Below are 21,734 nucleotides of genomic sequence, written 5' to 3' on the forward strand. Positions count from 1 at the left end.
GGTAAGCGCTAGCGCCACCCGACAAAACACTTAAAGCGTCACACCACTCTTAAAGATCGCCAGCTCGCGGAAGTCGTTCTTCTCGTTACAGGTCTGCCTGCCGTTAGCAAACTCCACGATAGTATCCACGAACTCCGTCAGCAGCTGCGGCATCGCTTTGCCGTGGATCAGCTGGCCTGCGTCGAAATCGATCCAGTGCTTTTTCTTCGCCGCCAGCTCGCTGTTGGTGGCGATTTTGACCGTCGGCACAAAACCGCCGTACGGCGAACCGCGACCGGTGCTGAACAAAACCATGTGACAACCCGCCCCCGCCAACGCGCTGGTGGCGACCGCATCGTTACCCGGTGCGCTCAGCAGGTTCAGGCCATGGGTTTTCAGGCGTTCACCGTAGCGCAGAACGTCCACCACCTGGCTGGCACCCGCTTTCTGGGTGCAGCCGAGGGATTTCTCCTCCAGCGTGGTGATTCCGCCCGCCTTGTTCCCCGGCGACGGGTTCTCGTAAATCGGCTGATTGTGGGCAATGAAGTACTGTTTGAAGTCGTTCACCATGGTGACGGTCTTCTCAAACGTCTCTTCGTCACGGCAGTGGCTCATCAGAATGCGCTCCGCACCAAACATCTCCGGCACTTCGGTCAGCACCGTGGTGCCGCCGTTGGCAATCACGTAATCCGAGAAGCGGCCCAGCATCGGGTTGGCGGTAATGCCGGAAAGACCGTCAGACCCGCCGCACTCCAGACCAAACTTCAGCTCGCTCAGCCTGCCCGGCTCGCGCCTGTCGTGGCGCATCACCTCATACAGCTGATGCAGCTGCTCAACGCCCGCTTCCACTTCGTCGTCCTGATGCTGGCACACCATGAAGTGAACGCGCTCAGGGTCGAATTCTCCCAGCGTCTCGCGGAAGGCGTCGACCTGGTTGTTCTCGCAGCCGAGGCCGATCACCAGCACCGCGCCCGCATTCGGGTGGCGCACCATGTTTTGCAGCATGGTGCGGGTGTTGATGTGGTCGTCACCCAGCTGGGAGCAGCCGTAGGTGTGGCTGAACAGATGTACCCCGTCGATGCCCTCGGCATCGTGGGTCTCCTTCAGAAAGCGGGTCTGGATCTGACGCGCAATGCCGTTCACGCAGCCGACGGTCGGCAGGATCCACAGCTCGTTGCGGATCCCCACATCACCGTTTGCGCGACGGTAAATTTGCACCTCACGATCCCCTGCCTGCACGCCTGCCTTCGGGAGTTCAGGCTGATAGCTGTACTCGTCCAGATCGCTGAGATTGGTGCGGGTATTGTGGGAATGAATATATTCACCCGGCGCAATATCCGCCAGCGCATGGCCGATGGGCAAACCGTACTTCACCACGTTCTCCCCTTTTGCAATGGGGATCAGGGCAAACTTATGTCCACGTCCAATGGCCTGGCGCAACGTGACCGACTGGTTATCGAAGGCCACTTCCGTGCCTTCGGTTAAATCTGCCAGCGCGACGGCCACGTTATCCAGCGAATGGATTTTGATGTATTGCATATCAACCTCAGACGGCCTTAGTTCAGTTCAATGGCGAAGTAGTCACGCGCATTGTTAAAGCAGATGTTTTTCACCATTTCGCCCAGCAGCTGGAGATCCGCTGGCGCTTCGCCCGCATGCACCCAGCGGCCAATCATCTGGCACAGAATGCGGCGGAAATATTCATGACGGGTATAGGACAGGAAGCTGCGGCTGTCGGTCAGCATACCCACGAAGCGACTTAACAGACCGAGCTGCGCCAGCTGCGTCATCTGACGCTCCATGCCGTCTTTCTGATCGTTGAACCACCAGCCGGATCCGAACTGCATCTTGCCCGGCATACCTTCGCCCTGGAAGTTGCCCACCATGGTGCCCAGCACTTCGTTATCGCGCGGGTTCAGGCAGTAGAGAATGGTTTTCGGCAGCAGGTTTTGCTCGTTCTGTTTGCTCAGCAGTTTTGACAGCTCTTCCGCCAGCGGGCGGTCGTTGATGGAGTCAAAGCCCACGTCCGCGCCCAGCAGTTTGAACTGGCGCTGGTTGTTATTGCGCAGCGCGCCGATGTGGTACTGCTGTACCCAGCCGCGACGGGCGTATTCCGCGCCGAGGAACACCAGCACCGCGGTTTTGAACTGCGCTACTTCATGCTGGCTAAGCGATTCACCGGAGAGGCGACGCGCCAGGATGCTGTCCAGTTCGGCTTCGTTGGATTCCGCGAACAGCACCACGTCCAGCGCGTGGTCAGAGACTTTACAGCCGTGCGCCGCGAAGTGATCCAGACGTTTGGTCAGCGCGGTTTGCAGATCGGCGAAACGACGGATGTCGGTATCGGACACTTCCGCCAGCTTCGCCATATAGTCGGTGAAGGTGGCCTGTTCGATGTTGAAGGCTTTGTCCGGGCGCCAGCTTGGCAGCACTTTAATGTCAAAAGAGGCGTCTTTGGCGACAACGGCATGATGCTCCAGGGAGTCAATCGGATCGTCGGTGGTGCCCACCATCTTCACGTTCATCTGCTTCATGATGCCGCGCGCGGAGAAGTTATCCTGCGCCAGCAGCGCATTGCACTGGTCCCAGATCTCATCCGCCGTAGCGGGAGAAAGCAGCTTGCCGGTGATGCCAAACGGACGGCGCAGTTCGAGGTGCGTCCAGTGGTAAAGCGGGTTGCCGATAGTGTGCGGAACGGTCGCCGCCCAGGCGTCAAACTTCTCGCGATCGGTCGCGTCGCCGGTACACAGGCGCTCGGCCACGCCGTTGGTGCGCATCGCACGCCATTTGTAGTGGTCACCTTTTAGCCAGATATCATACAGGTTTTTGAAACGATAATTTTCGGCAACCTGCTGCGGGGGTAAGTGGCAGTGGTAGTCGAAAATCGGCTGGTCTTTAGCGTAGTCATGGTACAGGCGGCGGGCAAATTCGGTATCTAACAGAAAATCGTCGGTCATAAACGGCGTCATTATCGTCTTCCTCATTACGGGAGCGTCAGAAAGCGTATGTTCATATGCTGCAAAGTTATCACACCAATTTCCACCCACCGAAGCTTTTTTCGTGAGTGAGATCAATAAACGCTAACAAATAAATTACCCTCAATGGGGTAAACCCTTCTACAGGCCGCGCCGTTACTGGCTTTGCGCGCAGCGATTAATGTCCCTACAAAGAATCATGCATTTGTGATGTCACTCACCTTTTAAAGTTGTATGACAAGTTATCTTTTCGCCGTCGCAAACTATAAGCCGACGGAATGCATTACCGGTGTGAGAGGCATCGGGTTTAACGGTACGGATACCGACTTATGCACGCTTACTTATGGCAAGGTTCGGGCCGTTCCGGGACATGCTTCCGGCTACGCCCCTCCCGTTACCCAACGGCTCCCGGAAACGGTTGAGAAGTTGCCGTGCTCTGGCGCGGACATAACATAACGATGAGGTTTTAGATGCGTAAAATTAAAGGGTTACGTTGGTATATGATCGCACTGGTGACGTTAGGCACCGTGCTGGGCTACCTGACGCGTAACACCGTGGCAGCCGCAGCGCCGACGTTAATGGAAGAGCTGCATATCTCCACGCAACAATACTCCTACATTATTGCCGCCTATTCCGCGGCGTATACCATCATGCAGCCTGTCGCAGGCTACGTGCTGGATATTCTCGGTACCAAAATCGGCTATGCCTTCTTCGCCATCGCCTGGGCGGTATTCTGCGGTGCAACCGCGCTGGCGGGTAGCTGGGGCGGCCTGGCGCTGGCCCGTGGCGCGGTCGGTGCGGCAGAAGCCGCAATGATCCCGGCGGGGCTGAAAGCCAGCTCTGAGTGGTTCCCGGCAAAAGAGCGTTCCATCGCGGTGGGTTACTTCAACGTGGGGTCGTCCATCGGCGCAATGATTGCGCCGCCGCTGGTGGTGTGGGCCATCGTGATGCACAGCTGGCAGATGGCGTTCATCATTTCCGGCGTGCTGAGCTTCGCCTGGGCTATCGCGTGGCTGGTTTTCTATAAACACCCGCGCGATCAGAAAAAACTCTCCGAGGAAGAACGCGAATACATTATTGGTGGTCAGGAAGCGCAGCACCAGACCAACAACGGCAAGAAGATGTCCGTCTGGCAGATCCTGGGCACCCGTCAGTTCTGGGGTATCGCCCTGCCGCGCTTCCTGGCTGAACCGGCCTGGGGCACCTTCAACGCGTGGATCCCACTGTTTATGTTTAAAGTCTACGGCTTTAACCTGAAAGAGATCGCGATGTTCGCCTGGATGCCGATGCTGTTCGCTGACCTGGGCTGTATCGTAGGCGGCTACCTGCCACCGCTGTTCCAGCGCTGGTTTGGGGTGAACCTGATTGTTTCCCGTAAGATGGTGGTGACCATGGGCGCCCTGCTGATGATTGGCCCGGGCATGATCGGCCTGTTCACCAGTCCGTATGTGGCTATCGCCCTGCTGTGCATCGGTGGATTTGCGCACCAGTCCCTGTCCGGCGCGCTGATTACGCTCTCGTCTGACGTTTTCGGTCGCAACGAAGTGGCCACCGCCAACGGCCTGACCGGGATGGCCGCCTGGACCGCGAGTACGATGTTTGCGCTGGTTGTCGGCGCGCTGGCGGATACCATAGGCTTCAGCCCGCTGTTCGCCGTGCTGGCTATTTTCGACCTGCTGGGCGCGGTGGTGATCTGGACGGTGCTGAAAAGCAAATCCGCAGAGGAGCTGGCGAAAGAGTCTCTCGGGCGACCAGCTACGCAGAGTTAGCGAAAATGCGTTTCACCGAAGCCGCCCCAGGGCGGCTTTTTTAATGGCAAAATCTGGAGAGTATTCCGTGAAAGTGGTATAACAAATCATCTGCCGTACCCTGCCTGGAGCGCATATGGAAATCACCGAACCACGTCGTTTATATCAACAACTTGCTGCCGAGCTGAAAGATCGCATCGAGCAAGGGGTCTATCTTGTCGGTGATAAACTTCCCGCCGAGCGCTTTATCGCGGATGAAAAAAGCGTAAGCCGAACCGTGGTGCGCGAAGCGATTATCATGCTGGAAGTGGAAGGCTACGTTGAGGTACGCAAAGGTTCCGGCATTCACGTTATTTCTAATCAGCCTAAACATTCTCCGGTGGCGGATGAAAGTCTAGAATTCGCCAGCTACGGTCCGTTTGAGCTGCTCCAGGCTCGCCAGCTGATCGAAAGCAATATTGCCGAATTTGCCGCCACGCAGGTGACCAAGCAGGACATCATGAAGCTGATGGAGATCCAGGAGAACGCTCGCAAGGAAAAATGTTTCCGTGATTCCGAGTGGGACCTGCAGTTTCACGTTCAGGTCGCCCTGGCAACCCAGAATACGGCGCTGGCGGCAATCGTTGAGAAAATGTGGACTCAGCGCGTTCACAACCCGTACTGGAAAAAACTGCACGACCATATTGATTCCCGTACCGTGGACAACTGGTGTGACGACCACGATCAAATTCTTAAGGCGCTGATTCGTAAAGATCCCCATGCCGCTAAGCTCGCCATGTGGCAGCACCTGGAAAATACCAAGCAGATGCTCTTCAATGAAACCAGTGACGACTTCGAATTTAACGCTGACCGTTATCTTTTTGCCGATAATCCTGTCGTTCATCTCGATACGGCCCCGAGCGGCGCAAAATAGGCGACCTTTCTACCGGCAGGCGCTTCGCTGCGCCTCCCCGCCTGAATGGGTAAGCAAAACATATATAGTGTCAGCCTTTGTAAAATCCCTCGCTCACTTTCAGGGCTTACGCCAAAATCACCTCACCCTGCAAATTCTGTGACGCAGAACGTTGGGCTTTGTTACAATTGGATTCACTTCGTTATTTTGAAAGTTAGTGCTTGCTAACCAGCCAATTAACAGGGAACAGTGTTGGCCACACCGCAATGTGTCCGCGAGCGACCATAATGAAATCACAACAATGTCGCCGTGCTGTTTATCCCGGATAACAGGCGAGACGTTAACCGATTTCCAGGAACACTGAATGGAACTTTTGACCCAACTGCTGCATGCCCTTTGGGCGCAGGATTTTGAAACGCTGGCCAACCCTTCCATGATTGGCATGCTCTATTTTGTCTTGTTTATGATTCTGTTCCTTGAGAATGGTTTGCTGCCTGCAGCCTTCTTGCCGGGTGACAGTTTGCTGGTGCTTGTCGGCGTGCTGTGTGCTAAAGGCGCAATGGCGTTCCCGCAAACCATTTTATTACTGACCGTCGCGGCCAGCCTTGGCTGCTGGGTGAGTTATATCCAGGGAAGATGGCTGGGCAATACCCGAATAGTACAGAACTGGCTTTCCCATCTGCCTGCGCACTATCACCAGCGGGCACACCACCTGTTCCATAAGCATGGGCTTTCCGCGCTGCTGATTGGCCGCTTTATCGCCTTTGTGCGCACCCTGCTGCCCACCATTGCCGGGCTGTCCGGGTTGAGCAGCGCACGCTTCCAGTTCTTCAACTGGATGAGCGGCCTGTTATGGGTTCTGATCCTGACGACGCTGGGCTATGCGCTGGGTAAGACGCCGGTCTTCATGAAATATGAAGATCAGCTGATGTCCTGCCTGATGCTGCTGCCTGTTGTTCTGCTGGTCTTCGGCCTGATCGGCTCGCTGGTTGTCCTGTGGAAGAAAAAATACGGAGCACGAGGTTAACGATGGTTATCTCACCGCTCGCCATGCGCCGCTTTGCCTGTGCCTTTATTGCACTGGTGATGCTCAGCGCCGTACTGCTGGCCTGGAACACGCTTTCACATCAGGAGGCTACGCTGGCCATTCGCCCGGTAAACCAGGGGGGCGGTGTGCCTGACGGTTTTTCTGTCTGGCATCATCTGGATGCAAACGGCATCCGCTTTAAAAGCATCACCCCGCAGGACGATGTTTTACTGATTAAGTTTGATTCCCGTGCGCAGAGCGCTGCCGCGAAAGCGGTTCTTGACCGTACGCTGCCGCACGGCTATATCATTGCCCAGCAGGAAGATGACAACCCGCCAGCCGCGTGGTTATCATTGATTCGCGATACGTCGCATCGGTTTGGATAACTTCCTGGATTCCGAATCTTTTCACTCACTTTGGTGAATCCCCCGTTTACTTACTATGCTTAAGTACGCGGAGCACCCCTCAAATGTACTCCGCATCATTTTGGATAGCGGCTAACCCCGCAGCACAATGGAAGGTTTCGATAATGAAATTCCGCATGACCCTGGCTCTGGCCCTTTTTTCTTTAAGCACTACGACCTTCGCAAACTCTCTCTGTCAGGAGAAAGAACAGGATATTCAGCGTGAGATCGGTTATGCCGAAAAGCATAACAATCAGCACCGTGTTGATGGTCTCAAAAAAGCGCTGAGCGAAGTGAAAGCGAACTGTTCAGACAGCAAGCTGCGTGCCGATCACCAAAAGAAAATCGCTGAACAGAAGGACGAGATAGCCGAGCGCCGTCAAGACCTGCAGGAAGCGAAAGAGAAAGGGGATGCGGAAAAAATTGCTAAGCGCGAGAAGAAGTTGAAAGAGGCGCAGGACGACCTGAAAGCGCTGGAAGCTCGCGATTATTGAGTTAACGGAAATCTCAACAGGAGAGAATCATGTCAAAAGATACGACGTCTGAACATCTGCGCGCTGAACTGAAATCCCTGGCCGATACCCTTGAAGAGGTGCTGAACTCCTCTGCCGATAAGTCGAAAGAAGAAGTAAGTAAGCTGCGCAGCAAAGCGGAGCAGGCGCTGAAAGAGAGCCGCTACCGCCTGGGTGAAACCGGTGATGCACTGGCGAAACAGACCCGTGAAGCGGCTGCGCGTGCAGATGAATATGTGCGCGACAATCCATGGACGGGAGTTGGTATTGGTGCCGCAGTGGGTGTGGTACTGGGTGTCCTGCTGACGCGTCGTTGATATGGAAGATCCTCGTCACGCACAAGGGCCTGCTAATAACGTCCTCGGCATCGGCCAGCGTATTTTAACGACGCTGGTTGGGATTGCCGAAACGCGCGTCCGGCTTGCAGTGGTCGAACTGGAAGAGGAGAAAGCGAACCTCTTCCAGATGCTGCTGATGCTCGGGCTGACCATGCTCTTCGCCGCGTTTGGTCTGATGAGCCTGATGGTGTTAATCATCTGGGCCATTGACCCGCAGTATCGACTTAACGCGATGATTGCCACGACCGTCGTTCTGCTGGTCGCGGCGCTGATTGGCGGCATATGGACGATGCGTAAAGCACGCAGGTCCACTTTCCTGCGCCACACGCGCCAGGAACTGGCTAACGATCGCGCCCTGCTGGAGGATGACAAGCCGTGAGCGATAAAGCGGAACGTCAGAAGCGAAAAGCGTACCTGTTAAGTCAGATCCAGCAGCAGCGGCTGGATCTTTCTGCCAGCCGCCGTGACTGGATCGACGCGACGCGACGGTTTGACCGTGGCTGGAACACCTTCCTGAGCCTGCGTTCGTGGGCGCTGGTCGGAAGCAGCGTGATGGCTATCTGGACGGTTCGTCATCCAAATATGCTTATCCGCTGGGCCCGACGCGGTTTTGGTGCCTGGAGCGCCTGGCGTCTGGTCAAAGCAACGTTGCGGCAACAGCAGCTGCGGTGATAAACGCAAAACGGTAACTCAGGTTACCGTTTTTTGTTTTTGCCCGTCTCCCCGTGGGCTGAGGGCACCAGCGCGCACCTGCCCTTACTCAATATCTTTGAAGAAGATTGACAGTTTTCCTTGCTAACAATTGCTACCCGCCCCGTTTACACTCCTCTCCATCGACAGCAGAGCCGCGGTATCTACCCGGAATTGCAGACAAATAATGTTCAGCCGCTTATGTGGTTTCCTGGAGAGTAAAATGAAAAAATTAGAAGATGTTGGTGTACTGGTCGCGCGTATTCTGATGCCAATTCTGTTTATCGTGGCAGGCTGGGGCAAAATCACCGGATATGCGGGTACCCAGCAGTATATGGAAGCCATGGGCGTTCCGGGGTTCCTGCTGCCGCTGACCATTCTGCTTGAGTTTGGCGGCGGCCTGGCGGTTCTTTTCGGCTTCCTGACCCGCACCACCGCGCTGTTTACCGCAGGCTTCACCCTGCTGACGGCGTTCATCTTCCACAGCAACTTTGCGGAAGGCGTAAACTCTCTGATGTTCATGAAAAACCTGACCATCGCGGGTGGCTTCCTGCTGCTGGCCATCACCGGCCCAGGCGCATACAGCATCGACCGCGTTCTGAATAAGAAATGGTAAGCACGCTATACTGAATAAACACAAAGCGAGGAGACATCTCCTCGCTTTTGCTATCTGACGGAGGAGTAAAAAATGGGACAACTCGTAGACGGCGTCTGGCAGGATGTCTGGTATGACACCAAATCCACCGGTGGACGCTTTAAGCGCTCTGTTTCGGCCTTCCGTAACTGGCTGACCGCCGACGGCGCACCCGGCCCGAGCGGCGAAGGCGGCTTCTCGGCGGAGAAAGATCGTTATCATCTTTATGTTTCCCTCGCCTGCCCGTGGGCCCACCGCACGCTGATCGTGCGCAAGCTAAAAGGCCTCGAATCTTTGATTCCGGTTTCGGTGGTGAACCCATTGATGCTGGAAAACGGCTGGACGTTCGACAGTGATTTCCCCGCCGCGACCGGTGATGACCTGTATCACCACGATTTCCTCTACCAGCTCTATCTGCGCGCCGATCCGCACTACACCGGACGCGTTACCGTACCGGTGCTGTGGGACAAGAAAAACCAGACGATAGTCAGCAATGAGTCCGCGGAAATCATCCGCATGTTCAATACCGCGTTTGATGCGCACGGCGCCCGCGCCGGGGATTACTACCCGGTTGAACTGCGCGAGAAAATTGACGAGCTGAACAGCTGGATTTACGACAACGTCAACAACGGCGTCTATAAGGCCGGTTTCGCCACCAGCCAGGAAGCGTATGACGAAGCGGTCGGAAAGGTGTTTGAATCGCTGGAGCGCCTGGAGCAGATCCTGGGCCAGCATCGCTACCTGACGGGCGATCGCCTGACGGAAGCGGACATTCGCCTGTGGACCACGCTGGTTCGCTTTGACCCGGTCTATGTCACCCACTTTAAGTGCGATAAACACCGCATCAGCGACTACCTGAACCTGTATGGTTTCCTGCGAGACATCTACCAGATGCCGGGCATCGCGGAGACGGTCGATTTTGACCATATTCGCACCCACTATTTCCGCAGCCATAAGACCATCAATCCAACGGGCATCATCTCCATTGGCCCGTGGCAGGATCTGGATGAACCGCACGGGCGCGACGTGCGTTTCGGATAATTATTTAGGGAATCAAGTGATTCCCTTTTTTAATTCACAGCATACATCTATCCTTACCTCGATCGCTTAGAAAACAAGTGATTGACTGATTAAGAGGCAAGGAAAATGGACTGGTATTTAAAAGTACTGCGCAACTACGTTGGATTTGGTGGCCGCGCCCGCCGCAAAGAGTACTGGATGTTCGTTCTGGTGAACTTCGTCCTGATTATGGTGCTGGGCATCGTGGATAAAATTCTCGGCTGGGAGCGCGCCGGCGGTGAAGGTGTACTCACTACGATTTATGGCTTGCTGGTTTTGCTGCCTTCATGGGCCGTGCTGTTTCGTCGTCTCCACGACACCGATCGTTCGGCGTGGTGGCTGCTGTTGCTGTTGATCCCGCTTGTCGGCTGGATCGTGATTTTAATTTTCAACTGTCAGAGCGGGACGCCGGGCGAAAACCGCTTTGGTCCGGATCCTAAGATCGGCGCGTAAATTACTGCCCGGTGGCGCTTACGCTTACCGGGCCAGCTCGCTTATTTGTTGTGATGCGCAAAGAGCTTTGGAATTTCGCGCAGGCACCACGATTTGGCTTCGCCCATGCTGTCGCGGCGCCACGCCATAATAATGTCCACTTCGCTGGTGTACTCCGGGCTCACCACCCTCAGTCGCCCTTCCGCAATATCTTTCTCCACAAACGGGTAGGGCATCGTCGCCACGCCCAGACCGGCCAGCAGCGCCTGCCGCTTGTCTTCCAGTGACGTGACCGTCAGACGAGGCTGTTTATCCAGCAGCTGCACCGTCAGCACCGGACGCTCACGCGCGGTATCCGCCACCGCCACGCCGCGGTACTTCACGCGCGTCACTTCAGAGAGCGGCTCCGGCTCCTGGTGAATCGGGTGATCCGGCGCGGCGACGTAGACGTTCATGACGCTGTAGAGCTTGCGCGAGTTGATTTCTGACGAGGAGCGGAAATGCATGTCAGGCGCAATGACGATATCCGCCCTGCCCGTCTCCAGACGCTCCCACGCCCCGGCCAGCACCTCAGTGATGATCGACAGCTGCGTATTGGCCTTCGCCGCCAGGCGGTCCACCAGCGGGAACAGCGCTTCGGTCGGCACCAGCGCTTCGGTCACGAGCGTCAGATGCGTTTCCCAGCCACGCGCCAGCGCTTCGGCGTCTGTCGTCAGCTTATCCGCCGCTTCCAGCAGCACGCGGCCTCGCTCCAGCAGCATTCGACCGACATTGGTGAATTTTGTTCGATGACCGGAGCGGTCAAAAAGCACCACGTCCAGCTCTTCTTCCAGCTTCTGCATGGTGTAGCTTAGCGCAGACGGAACGCGCCCCAGTTCATCGGCCGCCGCCGCAAAACTGCCGCGCCGGTCAATCGCGTCCATGACGCGAAGCGCCTCAAGCGTCAATGCTCTCTCTTTAGCCATCTCGCTCTCATTCAGGAAATTTGAACATACCAGGCAGAATATCTGGCTAACAATGCAGCGTCCATACCTTTACCATTGTTTTAGTGTAAAGAGAGGTCAAGTTTATGATTACGACAAGAACAGCGAAACAGTGCGGACAAGCCGATTTCGGTTGGCTGCAGGCCCGCTACACCTTTTCCTTTGGACACTACTTTGACCCTAAACTCCTCGGTTACGCTTCACTGCGCGTGTTGAACCAGGAAGTGCTCGCCCCGGGCGCCTCCTTCCAGCCGCGTACGTATCCGAAAGTCGATATCCTGAACCTGATCCTGGAAGGCGAGGCAGAATACCGCGATAGCGAGGGCAATCATGTCCAGGCAAAGGCTGGCGAAGCGCTGTTAATTTCCACGCAGCCGGGCATCAGCTACAGCGAGCATAACCTCAGCAAAGACAAAACGCTGACGCGCATGCAGCTGTGGCTCGACGCCTGCCCTGAGCGGGAAAATCCGCTGGTACAGAAGTTAGATTTAACGGGCGATAAGCAGCAGCTGATTGCATCCCCTGATGGCAGCAAAGGGAGCCTGCAGCTGCGACAGCAGGTATGGCTGCATCATATCGAGCTGAAGAAAGGTGAACAGGCAAGCTTCCAGCTTCATGGTCCGCGCGCCTATCTGCAGTCCATTCACGGTACGGTGCATGCGGTGACGCACGCGGAAGAGAAAGAGGCGCTCACCTGCGGCGACGGGGCGTTTATTCGTGATGAAGCGAATATCACCCTGGTGGCGGATACGCCGCTGCGCGCGCTGCTGATTGATTTGCCGGTATAAGAGTTGCTTGATCGGTCCCTCTCCCCTTTGGGAAGAGGGACGAATGCCCATCGCTACACCTTACTCGCCATAATCTCAATAATCTGCCGGTCCGTTGCCTGCATCGAGCGGCACGCCAGCGCGCACAGGTTCGCGATCGACTGCTCCACGTCGTGGGCCACAATCCCCTCGTTGCCCGTCACGGCTGTATCATCCAGCGCCATCATCACCGCTTTCCAGGCGCTGCTGACGCTGGTCGAGACCTTCATAGCACAGCTGTTAGACGCCCCGTCGCAGATCATCCCGCTGACGTCACCGATCATACTGCCGATCGCCATCGCGATGGTCCGATAACTGCCCCCCATTAGCCACGCTATTCCCGCCGCAGCGCCCATTGCCGCGGTTGTCGCCGCACACAGCGCGGACAAACGCGGAAGCTGGTAATGGATGTAGATAGCCGACAGATGCGAGAGCATCAGCGCCCGCGCCAGCCGTTCGTCATCGGCCTGAACATGTTCAGCGACCACGACAACCGGCATGGTGGCTGTAATTCCCTGATTCCCGGAGCCCGAGTTGCTCATCGCCGGCAGCGTCGCGCCGCCCATGCGGGCATCCGAGGCCGCGCTGGTGCGGATAACGATATCTGAACCCAGATCCTGCGCCATCCATCCGCGTGCGCGCTGCTTATTGAGGGTGGCGCCAATGTGTAGCCCCCACTTCCCGCTAAGTCCTTCACGAGAGAGCGCGTCGTTCAGTTGCCCAGCTTCCAGGATAAAGCGGATCGCCTCGAACGGTACCTGTTCGACAAACTCCAGGATCTGCGAGAGCGTGGTGTTTGACAGTACCGCCAGCGGATCGTTACTTACCTCGGCCTGCCGCTCGTCAAGACTGAAGCGCGTTTCGCCGTGACAAACCACCTCCACCACGCGGGTATGTCCGCCCGCAATGGTCACCATGGCCGAGGCCTCACCGGCGTAGACGCAGGCACGTGAATAGAGGATCTCATCGCACGGCTCCTGCAATTTCACCTGCACCAGACCCGCGTTGAGCATTGCTTTGGCCCGCGCCAGCGCATCGGCGGTGACATCTTTCAGCACCTCCAGCCCCGCCTGCGCATTGCCACCGATGGCACCCAGCGCCGCCGCAATGGGCAGCCCGACCATGCCGGTGCCCGGCACCGTTACGCCAAGCCCGTTCTTCATCAGATTCGGCGATACCCACGCCTCAATCTTCGTGACGTCGCCGGGCAGTTGCTCTGCGGCAATCGCACAGGCAAGGGCCAGAGAAACGGGCTCGGTGCACCCCAGCGCAGGCTTAACTTCTTCCTGCACTACGCGAATAAATTGATTCCATAAAGGATGAGTTTGCTCAGACATCGTTACGACCTTATTTGCCCTCAGGAAAATGCGAGGAAAGGAGAAACACAAAGCAGCAGCCCGGTGATGACAATAATCACCAGCGATACGCCCTTATATTTATGCAGCGCCGGTACCTTGTAGACCAGCCACGCAGGGATCAGGCAGCCCACCATGCCGAAGATGGGGCTACAGATAGAGGTGAAGCTCAGTACCGGCGCGTTTAACACGATCGCGCTCCAGGCCAGCAGGATAGCGAACAGCATGATCCCGCGCTGGACGGCGTTTTCATTGATTCTTTCTGCTGGCATTTTGCGGCGCAGGATGTTCATGACGATACCCTGCGTGGCCTCGCGGAAGCCGAGGTAGACGCCGAAGAAAGCGGTCATTACGGCGAAGATATTGAGGATCACGCTGACGATTTTGACCCAGCCCGCGCCGTCGCCGCTGATAAACTGCGCCGCAATCGCCAGGGCAGAGATATTCTGCTCGTAGGCTTTTACCGCCTCATCGTGCCCCATCGCCAGGGTGAAGGAGACAGCGTAGAAGAAGACCGTCACAAACAGGATGCCAAAGGCAATGTTCATTGACCGGAGCGCCTTATGACGTGCCACCTCAACGGATTTTTCCCGTGAACGATAGGAAATCACCATCGGGCTTAATGTCTGGATAAACAGAATGGAGGTTAAGGTAAAGGGCAGCGTAATAATGGCATTTTTTATCAGCAACCCCATCGGCGGCAGCATGCCGACGTTGGCTAAATGCCAGAGGCCAATCATCGAAAGCCCCAGCGCCGCCACCACAAATAATTTGGTCAGCACCATCAGGCTGGACACTTTAAACAGCAGCTTCTCACCGCGCGAAGAGATGGCGACCAGAATGCAGATCAGGAATAAGCCGTAGAAGGGATTTTCCGACAGCAAACCGTCGGTCACGCCGAAGGTGTGCAAATACGAGGCGCTGTCGTTGGTGATAGCCGTGGAATAGACAAACATCCAGATGACCAGCATCACGAAATAGAGCGCACCTAATAAGATGCCCCAGTTTTTACCTAAATAACCGCTAATCACGCTCGGGTAGTCTTTACATTCCGGGGATTCCGCCAGCGTATTAATAAATAACCGCTGGAAGAGGTACATGGCCGGATAGCCAATTATCGACGAGAGCAAAAAGACCCACAGCCCCATTAATCCAACCTGCACCGGAAGAAAAACGATACCCGCGCCGATAGCCATCCCGATACTCATGATGACCCAGCCCGTGTCGGTGCTGTCGAATTTGATCGCCTCTCGCCATTCGCTTTCGCTCATTCCCGCCCGCCTTGCCGCAGGGGAATCACTCACAATCACACTGCTGTTTGTTGCCATATTCATTGGGCACTCGCTTATTTTGTAGGGTAAACAATTGTTTTTATTAGGTTCCGAACGCCAGCGATTGCGATTCAGAGAGTGCAGGTGTGTGTTGTTGGTATGGGAAGATCATATCCGTAGCGCGGGAGAAAAAAGTCACAATCTTTATGCGGACTTCCTAAACTTAGAGAAAAAAACGCCTCATTTTTAATGATGTTTGGTAAAAAATTCTAAAAGTGACGCATTTCACAGAATCAATATATTTAAGAAATGGATCTTTTTTAGGAATTTATAAAGATGATTGTTCTACTTTATGCCTTCAAATTTTTATACGATAGCATCACTGAAACCACTCTATTATTATGGCTATGATATGGATACCGTTGAAGAGCTCAATGGAACATACTTCTATAAAGGTGTATGTAATATCTCGGCGTCTGAGTTATTTTTTTGGATTTTCCTTGATACTACCGATGAACAATTCGGTGGATTAAAAGATGCAGTAATGATGGCTACTATGATCCTTGGTTTACCTATACTTGAGACCAGAACAAAGCCAGAAACGGCTACTATAGGTACTTCCGTGGCTTCTAAGTATCTTCGTGATCTTCTGAATGTACAGCTACCACACCGATTACCTACGATTACCCTCGCAAGCTTTAAATACCGAAAACCAATGTATACCAAAAACTTAGGTGCATTCATTGGTCGATGGATCCCTGCATTGGGGATAACCATACTTGCTGCTGATCTTGCAACGATAAGTTACAAAACACTCTCACGATATAATACGATTGCTCACCCTAAAGATCGGATTTGGTGAATATGAATAGTGAAAATGATGTTTTGAAGTTCTTCAGGGAAAATTTACCAGAACAGGGAACATTTACGGGCAAGAGGATCCCGCTCGAGTTAGACGATGTTTTACAGGATTACACCGATCTGGATGATATCGTTTATGTCATTGAGAAGTTTGAGAAAAAGTATCTTATCAATGTGCCCACGCAAAACTATTTCCCCTGGACTCAAACCTGGTTTTTCAGAAAATGGTTTACGCAAGAACCCGTTAAACAAATATCGAAGCCATTAACCGTAAGAATGTTTGCTGAGGCGGTAAAAGCAGGCACATGGATCCACCACTGATTTTCGAAAGGAGCATGATTTATGGCTGTACCGGTTCATATTTGGTTTTTTGACGATGGCGGCTCACTTATTAAGGGTTCAAGTGATGTACAGGATCGGGAAGGGAGTGTTGAAATTAGAGGGTTAACCCATAATTTAAGTATTCCAACAGATCCTCTTTCCGGGAGATTAACCGGAACGCGCAAACATGCCCCTTTCTTGTTCGAGAAGGAGATAGATAGTTCATCTCCGTATCTTTATAAGGCTGTGGCTACAGGGCAAAACCTAAAAAAAGTTGAGATAAGATATTATCGAATTAACGATGCGGGAAGGGAAGTTGAATACTTCAGAACTGAACTGGAAGGTGTAAAGGTCGTATCAATCTCCCCTATTGTTAACGATACACGTAACTGTCCCGGTACGGGCCATCTTGAATCCATTCAGTTGAGATACGAAAAAGCAATATGGACTTACTGCGATGGCAATATTCAATTTTCTGATGCATGGAATGAACGAACATCTGCATGATTTATAGCAGACAAAAAAGCCCCCTTATCTGAAGGGGGCGGATTATTTGGCCTGCGTCACATCGCCTGCGTAAACGTCCTCGAAATCACGTCCTGCTGCTGCTCGCGCGTCAGAGCATTAAACCGTACCGCATAGCCGGATACGCGGATGGTCAGGTTCGGGTAGTTCTCCGGATGGGCAATGGCATCCAGCAGCATCTCCCGGTTCATGACGTTGACGTTCAGGTGCTGCCCGCCCTCAATAGACGCTTCGTGATGGAAGTACCCATCCAGCAGCCCCACCAGGTTGGTTTTGCGCACCAGTTCATCCTTGCCCAGCGCCTGCGGCACAATGGAGAAGGTATAGGAGATCCCGTCTTTCGCGTAGGTAAACGGCAGCTTGGCGACCGACGTTAGCGAAGCCACCGCCCCTTTCCTGTCGCGACCGTGCATTGGGTTGGCGCCAGGCGCAAACGGCGTGCCGCCGCGGCGTCCGTCAGGCGTGTTGCCCGTTTTCTGGCCGTAGACCACGTTGGAGGTGATAGTCAGGATCGACTGAGTCGGCACCGCGTTGCGATACGTCGGCAGCGCCTGGATCTTCTTCATAAAACGCTCCACCAGGTCGCAGGCGATGCTGTCCACGCGATCGTCATTATTGCCGTACTGCGGATAGTCCCCTTCGATGACGAAGTCCACCGCCAGGCCGGTGTGGTCGCGCACTGGTTTCACCGTGGCGTATTTAATCGCCGACAGGGAATCCGCCGCCACCGACAGCCCGGCAATGCCGCAGGCCATGGTGCGATAGACGTCACGATCGTGCAGCGCCATCAGCGAGGCTTCGTAGCTGTACTTATCATGCATGTAGTGAATGAGATTCAGCGCGCTGATGTACTGCACCGCCAGCCAGTCCATAAAGTGGTCGAGGCTCGCCATCACGGTGTCGTAATCCAGCACCTCATCCAGCAGCGGCTCGGTTTTCGGGCCGACCTGGATCTTCAGCTTCTCGTCCACCCCGCCGTTGATCGCGTACAGCAGCGTTTTGGCGAGGTTGGCGCGAGCGCCAAAGAACTGCATCTGCTTGCCGATCACCATCGGGCTGACGCAGCAGGCAATGGCGTAGTCGTCGCTGTTGAAGTCGGCGCGCATAAGATCGTCGTTCTCATACTGCAGCGACGAGGTGACGATCGACACCTGCGCGGCGTATTTCTTAAACGCGATCGGCAGCTGTTCAGACCAGAGGATCGTCAGGTTCGGCTCCGGCGCGGGCCCCATGGTGTGCAGGGTATGCAGGTAGCGGAAGCTGTTTTTTGTCACCAGCGTACGGCCATCCAGCCCCATGCCGCCGATCACTTCCGTGGCCCAGATCGGATCGCCGGAGAAGAGCGTGTCGAACTCCGGCGTGCGCAGGAAGCGCACCATGCGGATCTTCATGATGAAGTGGTCGATCAGCTCCTGGGCTTGCACCTCGTTCAGCCGCCCCGCCTGCATGTCGCGTTCGATGTAGATATCAAGGAACGAGGCCGTGCGCCCCAGCGACATCGCCCCGCCGTTCTGGGATTTCACTGCGGCAAGGTAGGCAAAATAGACCCACTGCACCGCTTCCTGCGCGTTCATCGCCGGACGTGAAATATCAAAGCCATAGTTCGCCGCCATCTGCTGGATCTGCAGCAACGCACGCTTATGCTCCGCCAGCTCCTCGCGCAGGCGGATCGTCGCCTCCAGATCTTCACCGCGCTCCAGCCTGCCCTGAAGATCGGCGAACTGAAGTTCACGCTCGCGCACCAGATAGCTGATGCCGTACAGCGCCACACGGCGGTAATCGCCGATAATGCGCCCGCGCCCGTAGCCGTCCGGCAGACCGGTCAGCACGCCAGATTTACGGCAGCGCATCATCTCCGGGGAGTAAACGTCAAACACGCCCTGGTTGTGGGTTTTACGCAGGTCGGTAAACAGGTATTCGAACTGCGGATCCATTTCCCGCCCGTAGGCTTCGAACGAGCTGCGGATCATATTGATCCCGCCGTACGGATGCAGGGCGCGCTTGAGCGGCTTGTCGGTTTGCAGGCCGACGATCGTCTCAAGATCCTGGTCGATATACCCCGGTCCGTGGGCGGTAATGGTGGTGGCAATGTTGGTGTCGAAATCCACCGGGGCGTGGGTGGCATTCTCCTGGCGAATGCCGACCATCACCTTCTGCCACAGCGCCGTCGTTGCTGGCGTCGCCTGCGCGAGGAAAGCTTCATCGCCTTCATAAGGGGTGTAGTTATGCTGAATAAAATCGCGGACGTTAACGGCGTTTTTCCATTCTTCACCGCGAAACCCGGCCCATGCGTCGCTGTAGGGCGCGACGCCCGTATCGATTGTTACTTTCATGTGATTCTCGCTTTATCAGGCGTAAGCCGCGGCCGGGATAACCTTCCCAAGACGGAGGGCGTCCAGCGCGATCATTTTTTCTTCGTTGGTAGGGATAACCGCGCAGGTCACGCGGGACGACTCGGTGGAGATGACGCGCGCACCCGCGCTGCCCGGCAGAGCGTTTTTCGCCTCGTCGAGCGCGATGCCAAATACCTTCAGATGTTCCGCCACCAGCGCGCGGATCAGCGTGGAGTTTTCACCGATGCCGCCAGTGAAGATCACGCCATCCAGACGGTGCAGAGACGCGGCGTGACCGGCGATATGCCGCGCTATGCGGTGGACAAAGGTCTTTATCGCCAACTGCGCCCGGTCATTGCCGTCATGCCAGGCTTTCTCCAGCGCGCGTAAATCGGAGGAGATACCGGAGATGCCCAGCAACCCGGACTCTTTGTTGACCACGCGCTCCAGATCCTCGAACGATTGACCGGTCTGCTGGGCAATCCACGCCATTGCGCCGAAGTCCACGTCGCCGCAGCGCGTGCCCATCACCAGCCCTTCCAGCGGCGTCATCCCCATCGAGGTATCGACGCTTTTACCGTTGCGCACCGCGCAGATGGACGCCCCGTTGCCGAGGTGAGCAATCACCAGGCCGCTGTCCTCGGGGGACAGCCCGAGGAGCGCGTGCGCCTGCCCGGACACGTAGCGGTGAGAGGTGCCGTGGAAACCGTAGCGGCGCACGCCCAGCTCTTCAAAATAGCGGTACGGCAGACCGTACAGATACGTCTGCGGCGCCATGGTCTGATGGAAGCTGGTGTCAAATACCGCCACCTGCTGCACGCCGGGGAACAGGCGCTCTGCGGCTTGCACGCCGCTCAGGTTGGCGTAGTTATGCAGCGGCGCCAGCGGGGAAACCAGGCGGATCTGCTCAATGACCTCTTCCGTGATGAGGGTCGACTCGCTGAAGAGATCGCCGCCGTGAGCGATGCGGTGGCCAATCAGGGCCACGCTGCTCATCAGGTCGCGTTTCTCCAGCTCGAGGGCGATGGCGGCCAGCGCCCCTTCGTAGTCCTGGTGAGCCAGTCTGACCGGCTCACCCCCGTTCACGGAAATACAGGCTTTTTCAGTGTTGATGCCGTCCGCAATGCCCGTCAGCAGGGCATCGCAGCCTGCTGCGTCCAGCACCGAAAACTTAACGGAGGACGATCCGCAGTTAATAACCAGTACTACCGGAAATTCAGTCATGTGTTACTCCGCTCTTCCTGAGCTTTGGGTTAGAACAGTTTGTAAACGATATTCAGAATGGTCAGCAGGCCGACCACGGTCACGAAGATGTTCTCGGTCCGGCCTTTGTATTTCGCCAGCGCGGGCGCTTTACGAATGGCGTACATCGGCAGCAGACACAGCAGAGAAGCGATAATTGGCGCCCCCATGGCTTCAATAAGGTCGAGAATGTTCGGGTTGGCGTAGGCCACAATCCAGGTGGAGCCCATGATGAAAATCATGCTGATGGTGTTCAGCTTGCCGACGGAGACGTTCTTCTTATCGCCCTTGTAGCCGAACTTGAGGATCAGGCCGTTCAGCCCCTCCAGCGTGCCCAGGTAGTGGCCGAAGAAGGATTTAAAGATAGCGACCAGCGCGATGATGGAGGCGCCGTATTCCAGCACCGTGGCGAACGTGGATTTACTGCCCGACATCGAGGCAAAGTGGTTCGCCAGGTAAGAGAGCACCGGAATGTTCTGCGCTTTGGCATCCGCCATGTTCTGCGGAGAGAGCGTAAACAGGCAGCTAAAGGCGAAGAACATCACCACCGCCACCATCAGCAGGCTGGCGCGACCGATGATTTTGGAACATTTCTGCTCGGTGAATTCTTTCCCGAACTTCGGCTCGTACTCTTCGCGCTTGGAGACCACAAACGAGGAGACGATGGGCGAGAAGTTAAAGGAGAAGACCATGATGGAGATCCCCAGCCACACCGTGACCAGAATGCCGTCATGACCGGTAAAGGCGATATCGCTCAGGTTGACCTGGTCGATCACCGCCGAGTTCCAGTACGGGATCAGCGACAGGGAAATCAGCACCAGGCTGGCAATGAACGGGAACACCAGGTAGCTCATCACCTTAACCATCAGGTCTTTCCCGAACCAGATCACAAAGGCCATCAGCAGCAGCAGGAACAGCGCCACCACGCCGCGGTTCAGCGCAGGCATCTGGAGCTGGTTTTCCCAGAAGGTCATAAAGGTGTTAGTAATGGTGACGCCGTAAATCCACAGCAGCGGGCAAATGGCGAAGAAGTAGAGGAAGGTGATCACCACCCCACCGGTTTTCCCGAAGTGCTCTTCCACCGTCTCGGTGATGTTGCCGGAGACGTTGCTGCCGGACAAACAGAGGCGCGCCAGCGCGCGGTGGCAGTAAAACGCAATCGGGAAGGCGAGTACCAGCATCAGCAGGATGGGGATCAGTCCGCCAAAGCCTGCGCGAATGGGGAAGAACAGCACGCCTGCGCCAATGGCGGTACCAAACAGGCCGAGCGTCCATGTGGTGTCAGACTTACGCCAGGAGGACGTTTTTGTCTGGCCAACGATAATGCTTTCTGTGTTGCTCATAGGT

Annotated in this window: 23 protein-coding genes; 15 read left to right on the forward strand and 8 right to left on the reverse strand. The window is 55.6% G+C overall.

The features are described 5' to 3' along the window. Positions 1 to 30: 30 nt before the first annotated feature. Positions 31 to 1,518 carry a UxaA family hydrolase gene (locus ACMWL8_RS08790; RefSeq protein WP_045260111.1) on the reverse strand — a complete coding sequence of 496 codons (1,488 nt, stop codon included), beginning with the start codon at positions 1,516 to 1,518 and terminating at the stop codon, positions 31 to 33. Positions 1,519 to 1,535: 17 nt separating this feature from the next. Continuing rightward, positions 1,536 to 2,948: a glucuronate isomerase gene (gene uxaC / locus ACMWL8_RS08795; RefSeq protein WP_045260110.1), complete on the reverse strand. Its 1,413-nt coding sequence runs from the start codon at positions 2,946 to 2,948 to the stop codon at positions 1,536 to 1,538. 476 nt (positions 2,949 to 3,424) lie between these two features. Here uxaC and ACMWL8_RS08800 point away from each other — a divergent pair, with 476 nt between their 5' ends. The 11 genes from ACMWL8_RS08800 to ACMWL8_RS08850 all read left to right on the forward strand — a co-directional run bounded on the left by ACMWL8_RS08800 (position 3,425) and on the right by ACMWL8_RS08850 (position 10,711). Beyond that, positions 3,425 to 4,723, forward strand: coding sequence for an MFS transporter (locus ACMWL8_RS08800; protein ID WP_045260109.1), 1,299 nt, complete (start codon positions 3,425 to 3,427; stop codon positions 4,721 to 4,723). Between the two features lie 115 nt (positions 4,724 to 4,838). Beyond that, positions 4,839 to 5,615, forward strand: coding sequence for a transcriptional regulator ExuR (gene exuR, locus ACMWL8_RS08805; RefSeq protein ID WP_028014506.1), 777 nt, complete (start codon positions 4,839 to 4,841; stop codon positions 5,613 to 5,615). A gap of 343 nt (positions 5,616 to 5,958) precedes the next feature. Next, positions 5,959 to 6,621: a DedA family general envelope maintenance protein YqjA gene (yqjA, locus tag ACMWL8_RS08810; RefSeq protein WP_008503144.1), complete on the forward strand. Its 663-nt coding sequence runs from the start codon at positions 5,959 to 5,961 to the stop codon at positions 6,619 to 6,621. A 2-nt stretch (positions 6,622 to 6,623) separates the two neighbouring features. Beyond that, positions 6,624 to 7,007, forward strand: a complete 384-nt coding sequence (gene mzrA, locus ACMWL8_RS08815; protein WP_045260108.1) for an EnvZ/OmpR regulon moderator MzrA — start codon at positions 6,624 to 6,626, stop codon at positions 7,005 to 7,007. 143 nt (positions 7,008 to 7,150) lie between these two features. Continuing rightward, positions 7,151 to 7,519 (forward strand): DUF1090 domain-containing protein, encoded by a 369-nt coding sequence (locus ACMWL8_RS08820; protein ID WP_028014508.1) that lies wholly within the window; start codon positions 7,151 to 7,153, stop codon positions 7,517 to 7,519. Between the two features lie 29 nt (positions 7,520 to 7,548). Next, the gene (locus ACMWL8_RS08825; protein ID WP_008503141.1) at positions 7,549 to 7,854 is read left to right on the forward strand and encodes a DUF883 family protein; all 306 of its coding nucleotides are present in this window, start codon (positions 7,549 to 7,551) and stop codon (positions 7,852 to 7,854) included. A 1-nt stretch (position 7,855) separates the two neighbouring features. Then, positions 7,856 to 8,254 carry a phage holin family protein gene (locus tag ACMWL8_RS08830; protein ID WP_041907961.1) on the forward strand — a complete coding sequence of 133 codons (399 nt, stop codon included), beginning with the start codon at positions 7,856 to 7,858 and terminating at the stop codon, positions 8,252 to 8,254. Beyond that, a complete protein-coding gene (locus ACMWL8_RS08835) occupies positions 8,251 to 8,547 on the forward strand; it encodes a YqjK-like family protein (RefSeq protein WP_014885330.1) in 297 nt (98 codons plus the stop codon). The genes ACMWL8_RS08830 and ACMWL8_RS08835 overlap by 4 nt, the downstream gene beginning before the upstream one ends. A 241-nt stretch (positions 8,548 to 8,788) precedes the next feature. Then, positions 8,789 to 9,181 carry a DoxX family protein gene (locus ACMWL8_RS08840; protein ID WP_014833394.1) on the forward strand — a complete coding sequence of 131 codons (393 nt, stop codon included), beginning with the start codon at positions 8,789 to 8,791 and terminating at the stop codon, positions 9,179 to 9,181. Positions 9,182 to 9,253: 72 nt separating this feature from the next. Beyond that, positions 9,254 to 10,240: a glutathione S-transferase family protein gene (locus ACMWL8_RS08845; RefSeq protein ID WP_045260107.1), complete on the forward strand. Its 987-nt coding sequence runs from the start codon at positions 9,254 to 9,256 to the stop codon at positions 10,238 to 10,240. A 105-nt stretch (positions 10,241 to 10,345) separates the two neighbouring features. Then, on the forward strand, positions 10,346 to 10,711 hold the full coding sequence (locus tag ACMWL8_RS08850) for a DUF805 domain-containing protein (RefSeq protein ID WP_028014511.1): 366 nt from the start codon (positions 10,346 to 10,348) through the stop codon (positions 10,709 to 10,711). 41 nt (positions 10,712 to 10,752) lie between these two features. Here the strand turns inward: ACMWL8_RS08850 and yhaJ are convergent, their stop codons facing one another. Beyond that, positions 10,753 to 11,655, reverse strand: a complete 903-nt coding sequence (gene yhaJ, locus ACMWL8_RS08855; protein ID WP_003862655.1) for a DNA-binding transcriptional regulator YhaJ — start codon at positions 11,653 to 11,655, stop codon at positions 10,753 to 10,755. Positions 11,656 to 11,759: 104 nt separating this feature from the next. On the opposite strand from yhaJ, the gene ACMWL8_RS08860 reads away from it, so the two are divergent. After that, the gene (locus tag ACMWL8_RS08860; RefSeq protein WP_023294637.1) at positions 11,760 to 12,461 is read left to right on the forward strand and encodes a pirin family protein; all 702 of its coding nucleotides are present in this window, start codon (positions 11,760 to 11,762) and stop codon (positions 12,459 to 12,461) included. 53 nt (positions 12,462 to 12,514) lie between these two features. Here the strand turns inward: ACMWL8_RS08860 and ACMWL8_RS08865 are convergent, their stop codons facing one another. Next, positions 12,515 to 13,816 carry a serine dehydratase subunit alpha family protein gene (locus tag ACMWL8_RS08865; RefSeq protein ID WP_045260106.1) on the reverse strand — a complete coding sequence of 434 codons (1,302 nt, stop codon included), beginning with the start codon at positions 13,814 to 13,816 and terminating at the stop codon, positions 12,515 to 12,517. A gap of 20 nt (positions 13,817 to 13,836) precedes the next feature. Continuing rightward, entirely contained in the window at positions 13,837 to 15,168 is a 1,332-nt protein-coding gene (locus tag ACMWL8_RS08870) for an amino acid permease (protein WP_045260105.1), read from the reverse strand. Positions 15,169 to 15,517: 349 nt separating this feature from the next. On the opposite strand from ACMWL8_RS08870, the gene ACMWL8_RS08875 reads away from it, so the two are divergent. From ACMWL8_RS08875 to ACMWL8_RS08885, 3 genes are read left to right on the forward strand one after another with little or no spacing between them, the layout of a single operon-like run. Next, positions 15,518 to 15,967 carry an STM2901 family protein gene (locus tag ACMWL8_RS08875; RefSeq protein WP_045260104.1) on the forward strand — a complete coding sequence of 150 codons (450 nt, stop codon included), beginning with the start codon at positions 15,518 to 15,520 and terminating at the stop codon, positions 15,965 to 15,967. Between the two features lie 2 nt (positions 15,968 to 15,969). After that, on the forward strand, positions 15,970 to 16,287 hold the full coding sequence (locus ACMWL8_RS08880; protein ID WP_045260103.1) for a DUF1493 family protein: 318 nt from the start codon (positions 15,970 to 15,972) through the stop codon (positions 16,285 to 16,287). A gap of 21 nt (positions 16,288 to 16,308) precedes the next feature. After that, positions 16,309 to 16,794 (forward strand): Hcp family type VI secretion system effector, encoded by a 486-nt coding sequence (locus ACMWL8_RS08885; RefSeq protein WP_048338835.1) that lies wholly within the window; start codon positions 16,309 to 16,311, stop codon positions 16,792 to 16,794. Between the two features lie 56 nt (positions 16,795 to 16,850). Here ACMWL8_RS08885 and pflB read toward each other — a convergent pair whose 3' ends face one another. The 3 genes from pflB to tdcC are packed head-to-tail and all read right to left on the reverse strand — an operon-like array spanning position 16,851 to position 21,730. Next, positions 16,851 to 19,145, reverse strand: a complete 2,295-nt coding sequence (gene pflB / locus ACMWL8_RS08890; RefSeq protein ID WP_045260102.1) for a formate C-acetyltransferase — start codon at positions 19,143 to 19,145, stop codon at positions 16,851 to 16,853. Between the two features lie 15 nt (positions 19,146 to 19,160). Continuing rightward, positions 19,161 to 20,369, reverse strand: a complete 1,209-nt coding sequence (tdcD, locus tag ACMWL8_RS08895) for a propionate kinase (RefSeq protein WP_045260101.1) — start codon at positions 20,367 to 20,369, stop codon at positions 19,161 to 19,163. A gap of 29 nt (positions 20,370 to 20,398) precedes the next feature. Beyond that, the gene (gene tdcC / locus ACMWL8_RS08900; protein WP_045260100.1) at positions 20,399 to 21,730 is read right to left on the reverse strand and encodes a threonine/serine transporter TdcC; all 1,332 of its coding nucleotides are present in this window, start codon (positions 21,728 to 21,730) and stop codon (positions 20,399 to 20,401) included. Between the last annotated feature and the right edge of the window lie 4 nt (positions 21,731 to 21,734).

Source organism: Enterobacter sp. 04-C-12-SI-ECC, from assembly GCF_047530715.1.
Lineage (GTDB): Bacteria > Pseudomonadota > Gammaproteobacteria > Enterobacterales > Enterobacteriaceae > Enterobacter > Enterobacter bugandensis.

What these genes read in the sequence shown, in the direction of transcription:
- ACMWL8_RS08790 (WP_045260111.1), bottom strand. Translation starts at nt 1,518, where the DNA reads ATGCAATACATCAAAATCCATTCGCTGGATAACGTGGCCGTCGCGCTG.
- uxaC (WP_045260110.1), bottom strand. Translation starts at nt 2,948, where the DNA reads ATGACGCCGTTTATGACCGACGATTTTCTGTTAGATACCGAATTTGCC.
- ACMWL8_RS08800 (WP_045260109.1), top strand. Translation starts at nt 3,425, where the DNA reads ATGCGTAAAATTAAAGGGTTACGTTGGTATATGATCGCACTGGTGACG.
- exuR (WP_028014506.1), top strand. Translation starts at nt 4,839, where the DNA reads ATGGAAATCACCGAACCACGTCGTTTATATCAACAACTTGCTGCCGAG.
- yqjA (WP_008503144.1), top strand. Translation starts at nt 5,959, where the DNA reads ATGGAACTTTTGACCCAACTGCTGCATGCCCTTTGGGCGCAGGATTTT.
- mzrA (WP_045260108.1), top strand. Translation starts at nt 6,624, where the DNA reads ATGGTTATCTCACCGCTCGCCATGCGCCGCTTTGCCTGTGCCTTTATT.
- ACMWL8_RS08820 (WP_028014508.1), top strand. Translation starts at nt 7,151, where the DNA reads ATGAAATTCCGCATGACCCTGGCTCTGGCCCTTTTTTCTTTAAGCACT.
- ACMWL8_RS08825 (WP_008503141.1), top strand. Translation starts at nt 7,549, where the DNA reads ATGTCAAAAGATACGACGTCTGAACATCTGCGCGCTGAACTGAAATCC.
- ACMWL8_RS08830 (WP_041907961.1), top strand. Translation starts at nt 7,856, where the DNA reads ATGGAAGATCCTCGTCACGCACAAGGGCCTGCTAATAACGTCCTCGGC.
- ACMWL8_RS08840 (WP_014833394.1), top strand. Translation starts at nt 8,789, where the DNA reads ATGAAAAAATTAGAAGATGTTGGTGTACTGGTCGCGCGTATTCTGATG.
- ACMWL8_RS08845 (WP_045260107.1), top strand. Translation starts at nt 9,254, where the DNA reads ATGGGACAACTCGTAGACGGCGTCTGGCAGGATGTCTGGTATGACACC.
- ACMWL8_RS08850 (WP_028014511.1), top strand. Translation starts at nt 10,346, where the DNA reads ATGGACTGGTATTTAAAAGTACTGCGCAACTACGTTGGATTTGGTGGC.
- yhaJ (WP_003862655.1), bottom strand. Translation starts at nt 11,655, where the DNA reads ATGGCTAAAGAGAGAGCATTGACGCTTGAGGCGCTTCGCGTCATGGAC.
- ACMWL8_RS08860 (WP_023294637.1), top strand. Translation starts at nt 11,760, where the DNA reads ATGATTACGACAAGAACAGCGAAACAGTGCGGACAAGCCGATTTCGGT.
- ACMWL8_RS08865 (WP_045260106.1), bottom strand. Translation starts at nt 13,816, where the DNA reads ATGTCTGAGCAAACTCATCCTTTATGGAATCAATTTATTCGCGTAGTG.
- ACMWL8_RS08870 (WP_045260105.1), bottom strand. Translation starts at nt 15,168, where the DNA reads ATGAATATGGCAACAAACAGCAGTGTGATTGTGAGTGATTCCCCTGCG.
- ACMWL8_RS08875 (WP_045260104.1), top strand. Translation starts at nt 15,518, where the DNA reads ATGGATACCGTTGAAGAGCTCAATGGAACATACTTCTATAAAGGTGTA.
- ACMWL8_RS08880 (WP_045260103.1), top strand. Translation starts at nt 15,970, where the DNA reads ATGAATAGTGAAAATGATGTTTTGAAGTTCTTCAGGGAAAATTTACCA.
- ACMWL8_RS08885 (WP_048338835.1), top strand. Translation starts at nt 16,309, where the DNA reads ATGGCTGTACCGGTTCATATTTGGTTTTTTGACGATGGCGGCTCACTT.
- pflB (WP_045260102.1), bottom strand. Translation starts at nt 19,145, where the DNA reads ATGAAAGTAACAATCGATACGGGCGTCGCGCCCTACAGCGACGCATGG.
- tdcD (WP_045260101.1), bottom strand. Translation starts at nt 20,369, where the DNA reads ATGACTGAATTTCCGGTAGTACTGGTTATTAACTGCGGATCGTCCTCC.
- tdcC (WP_045260100.1), bottom strand. Translation starts at nt 21,730, where the DNA reads ATGAGCAACACAGAAAGCATTATCGTTGGCCAGACAAAAACGTCCTCC.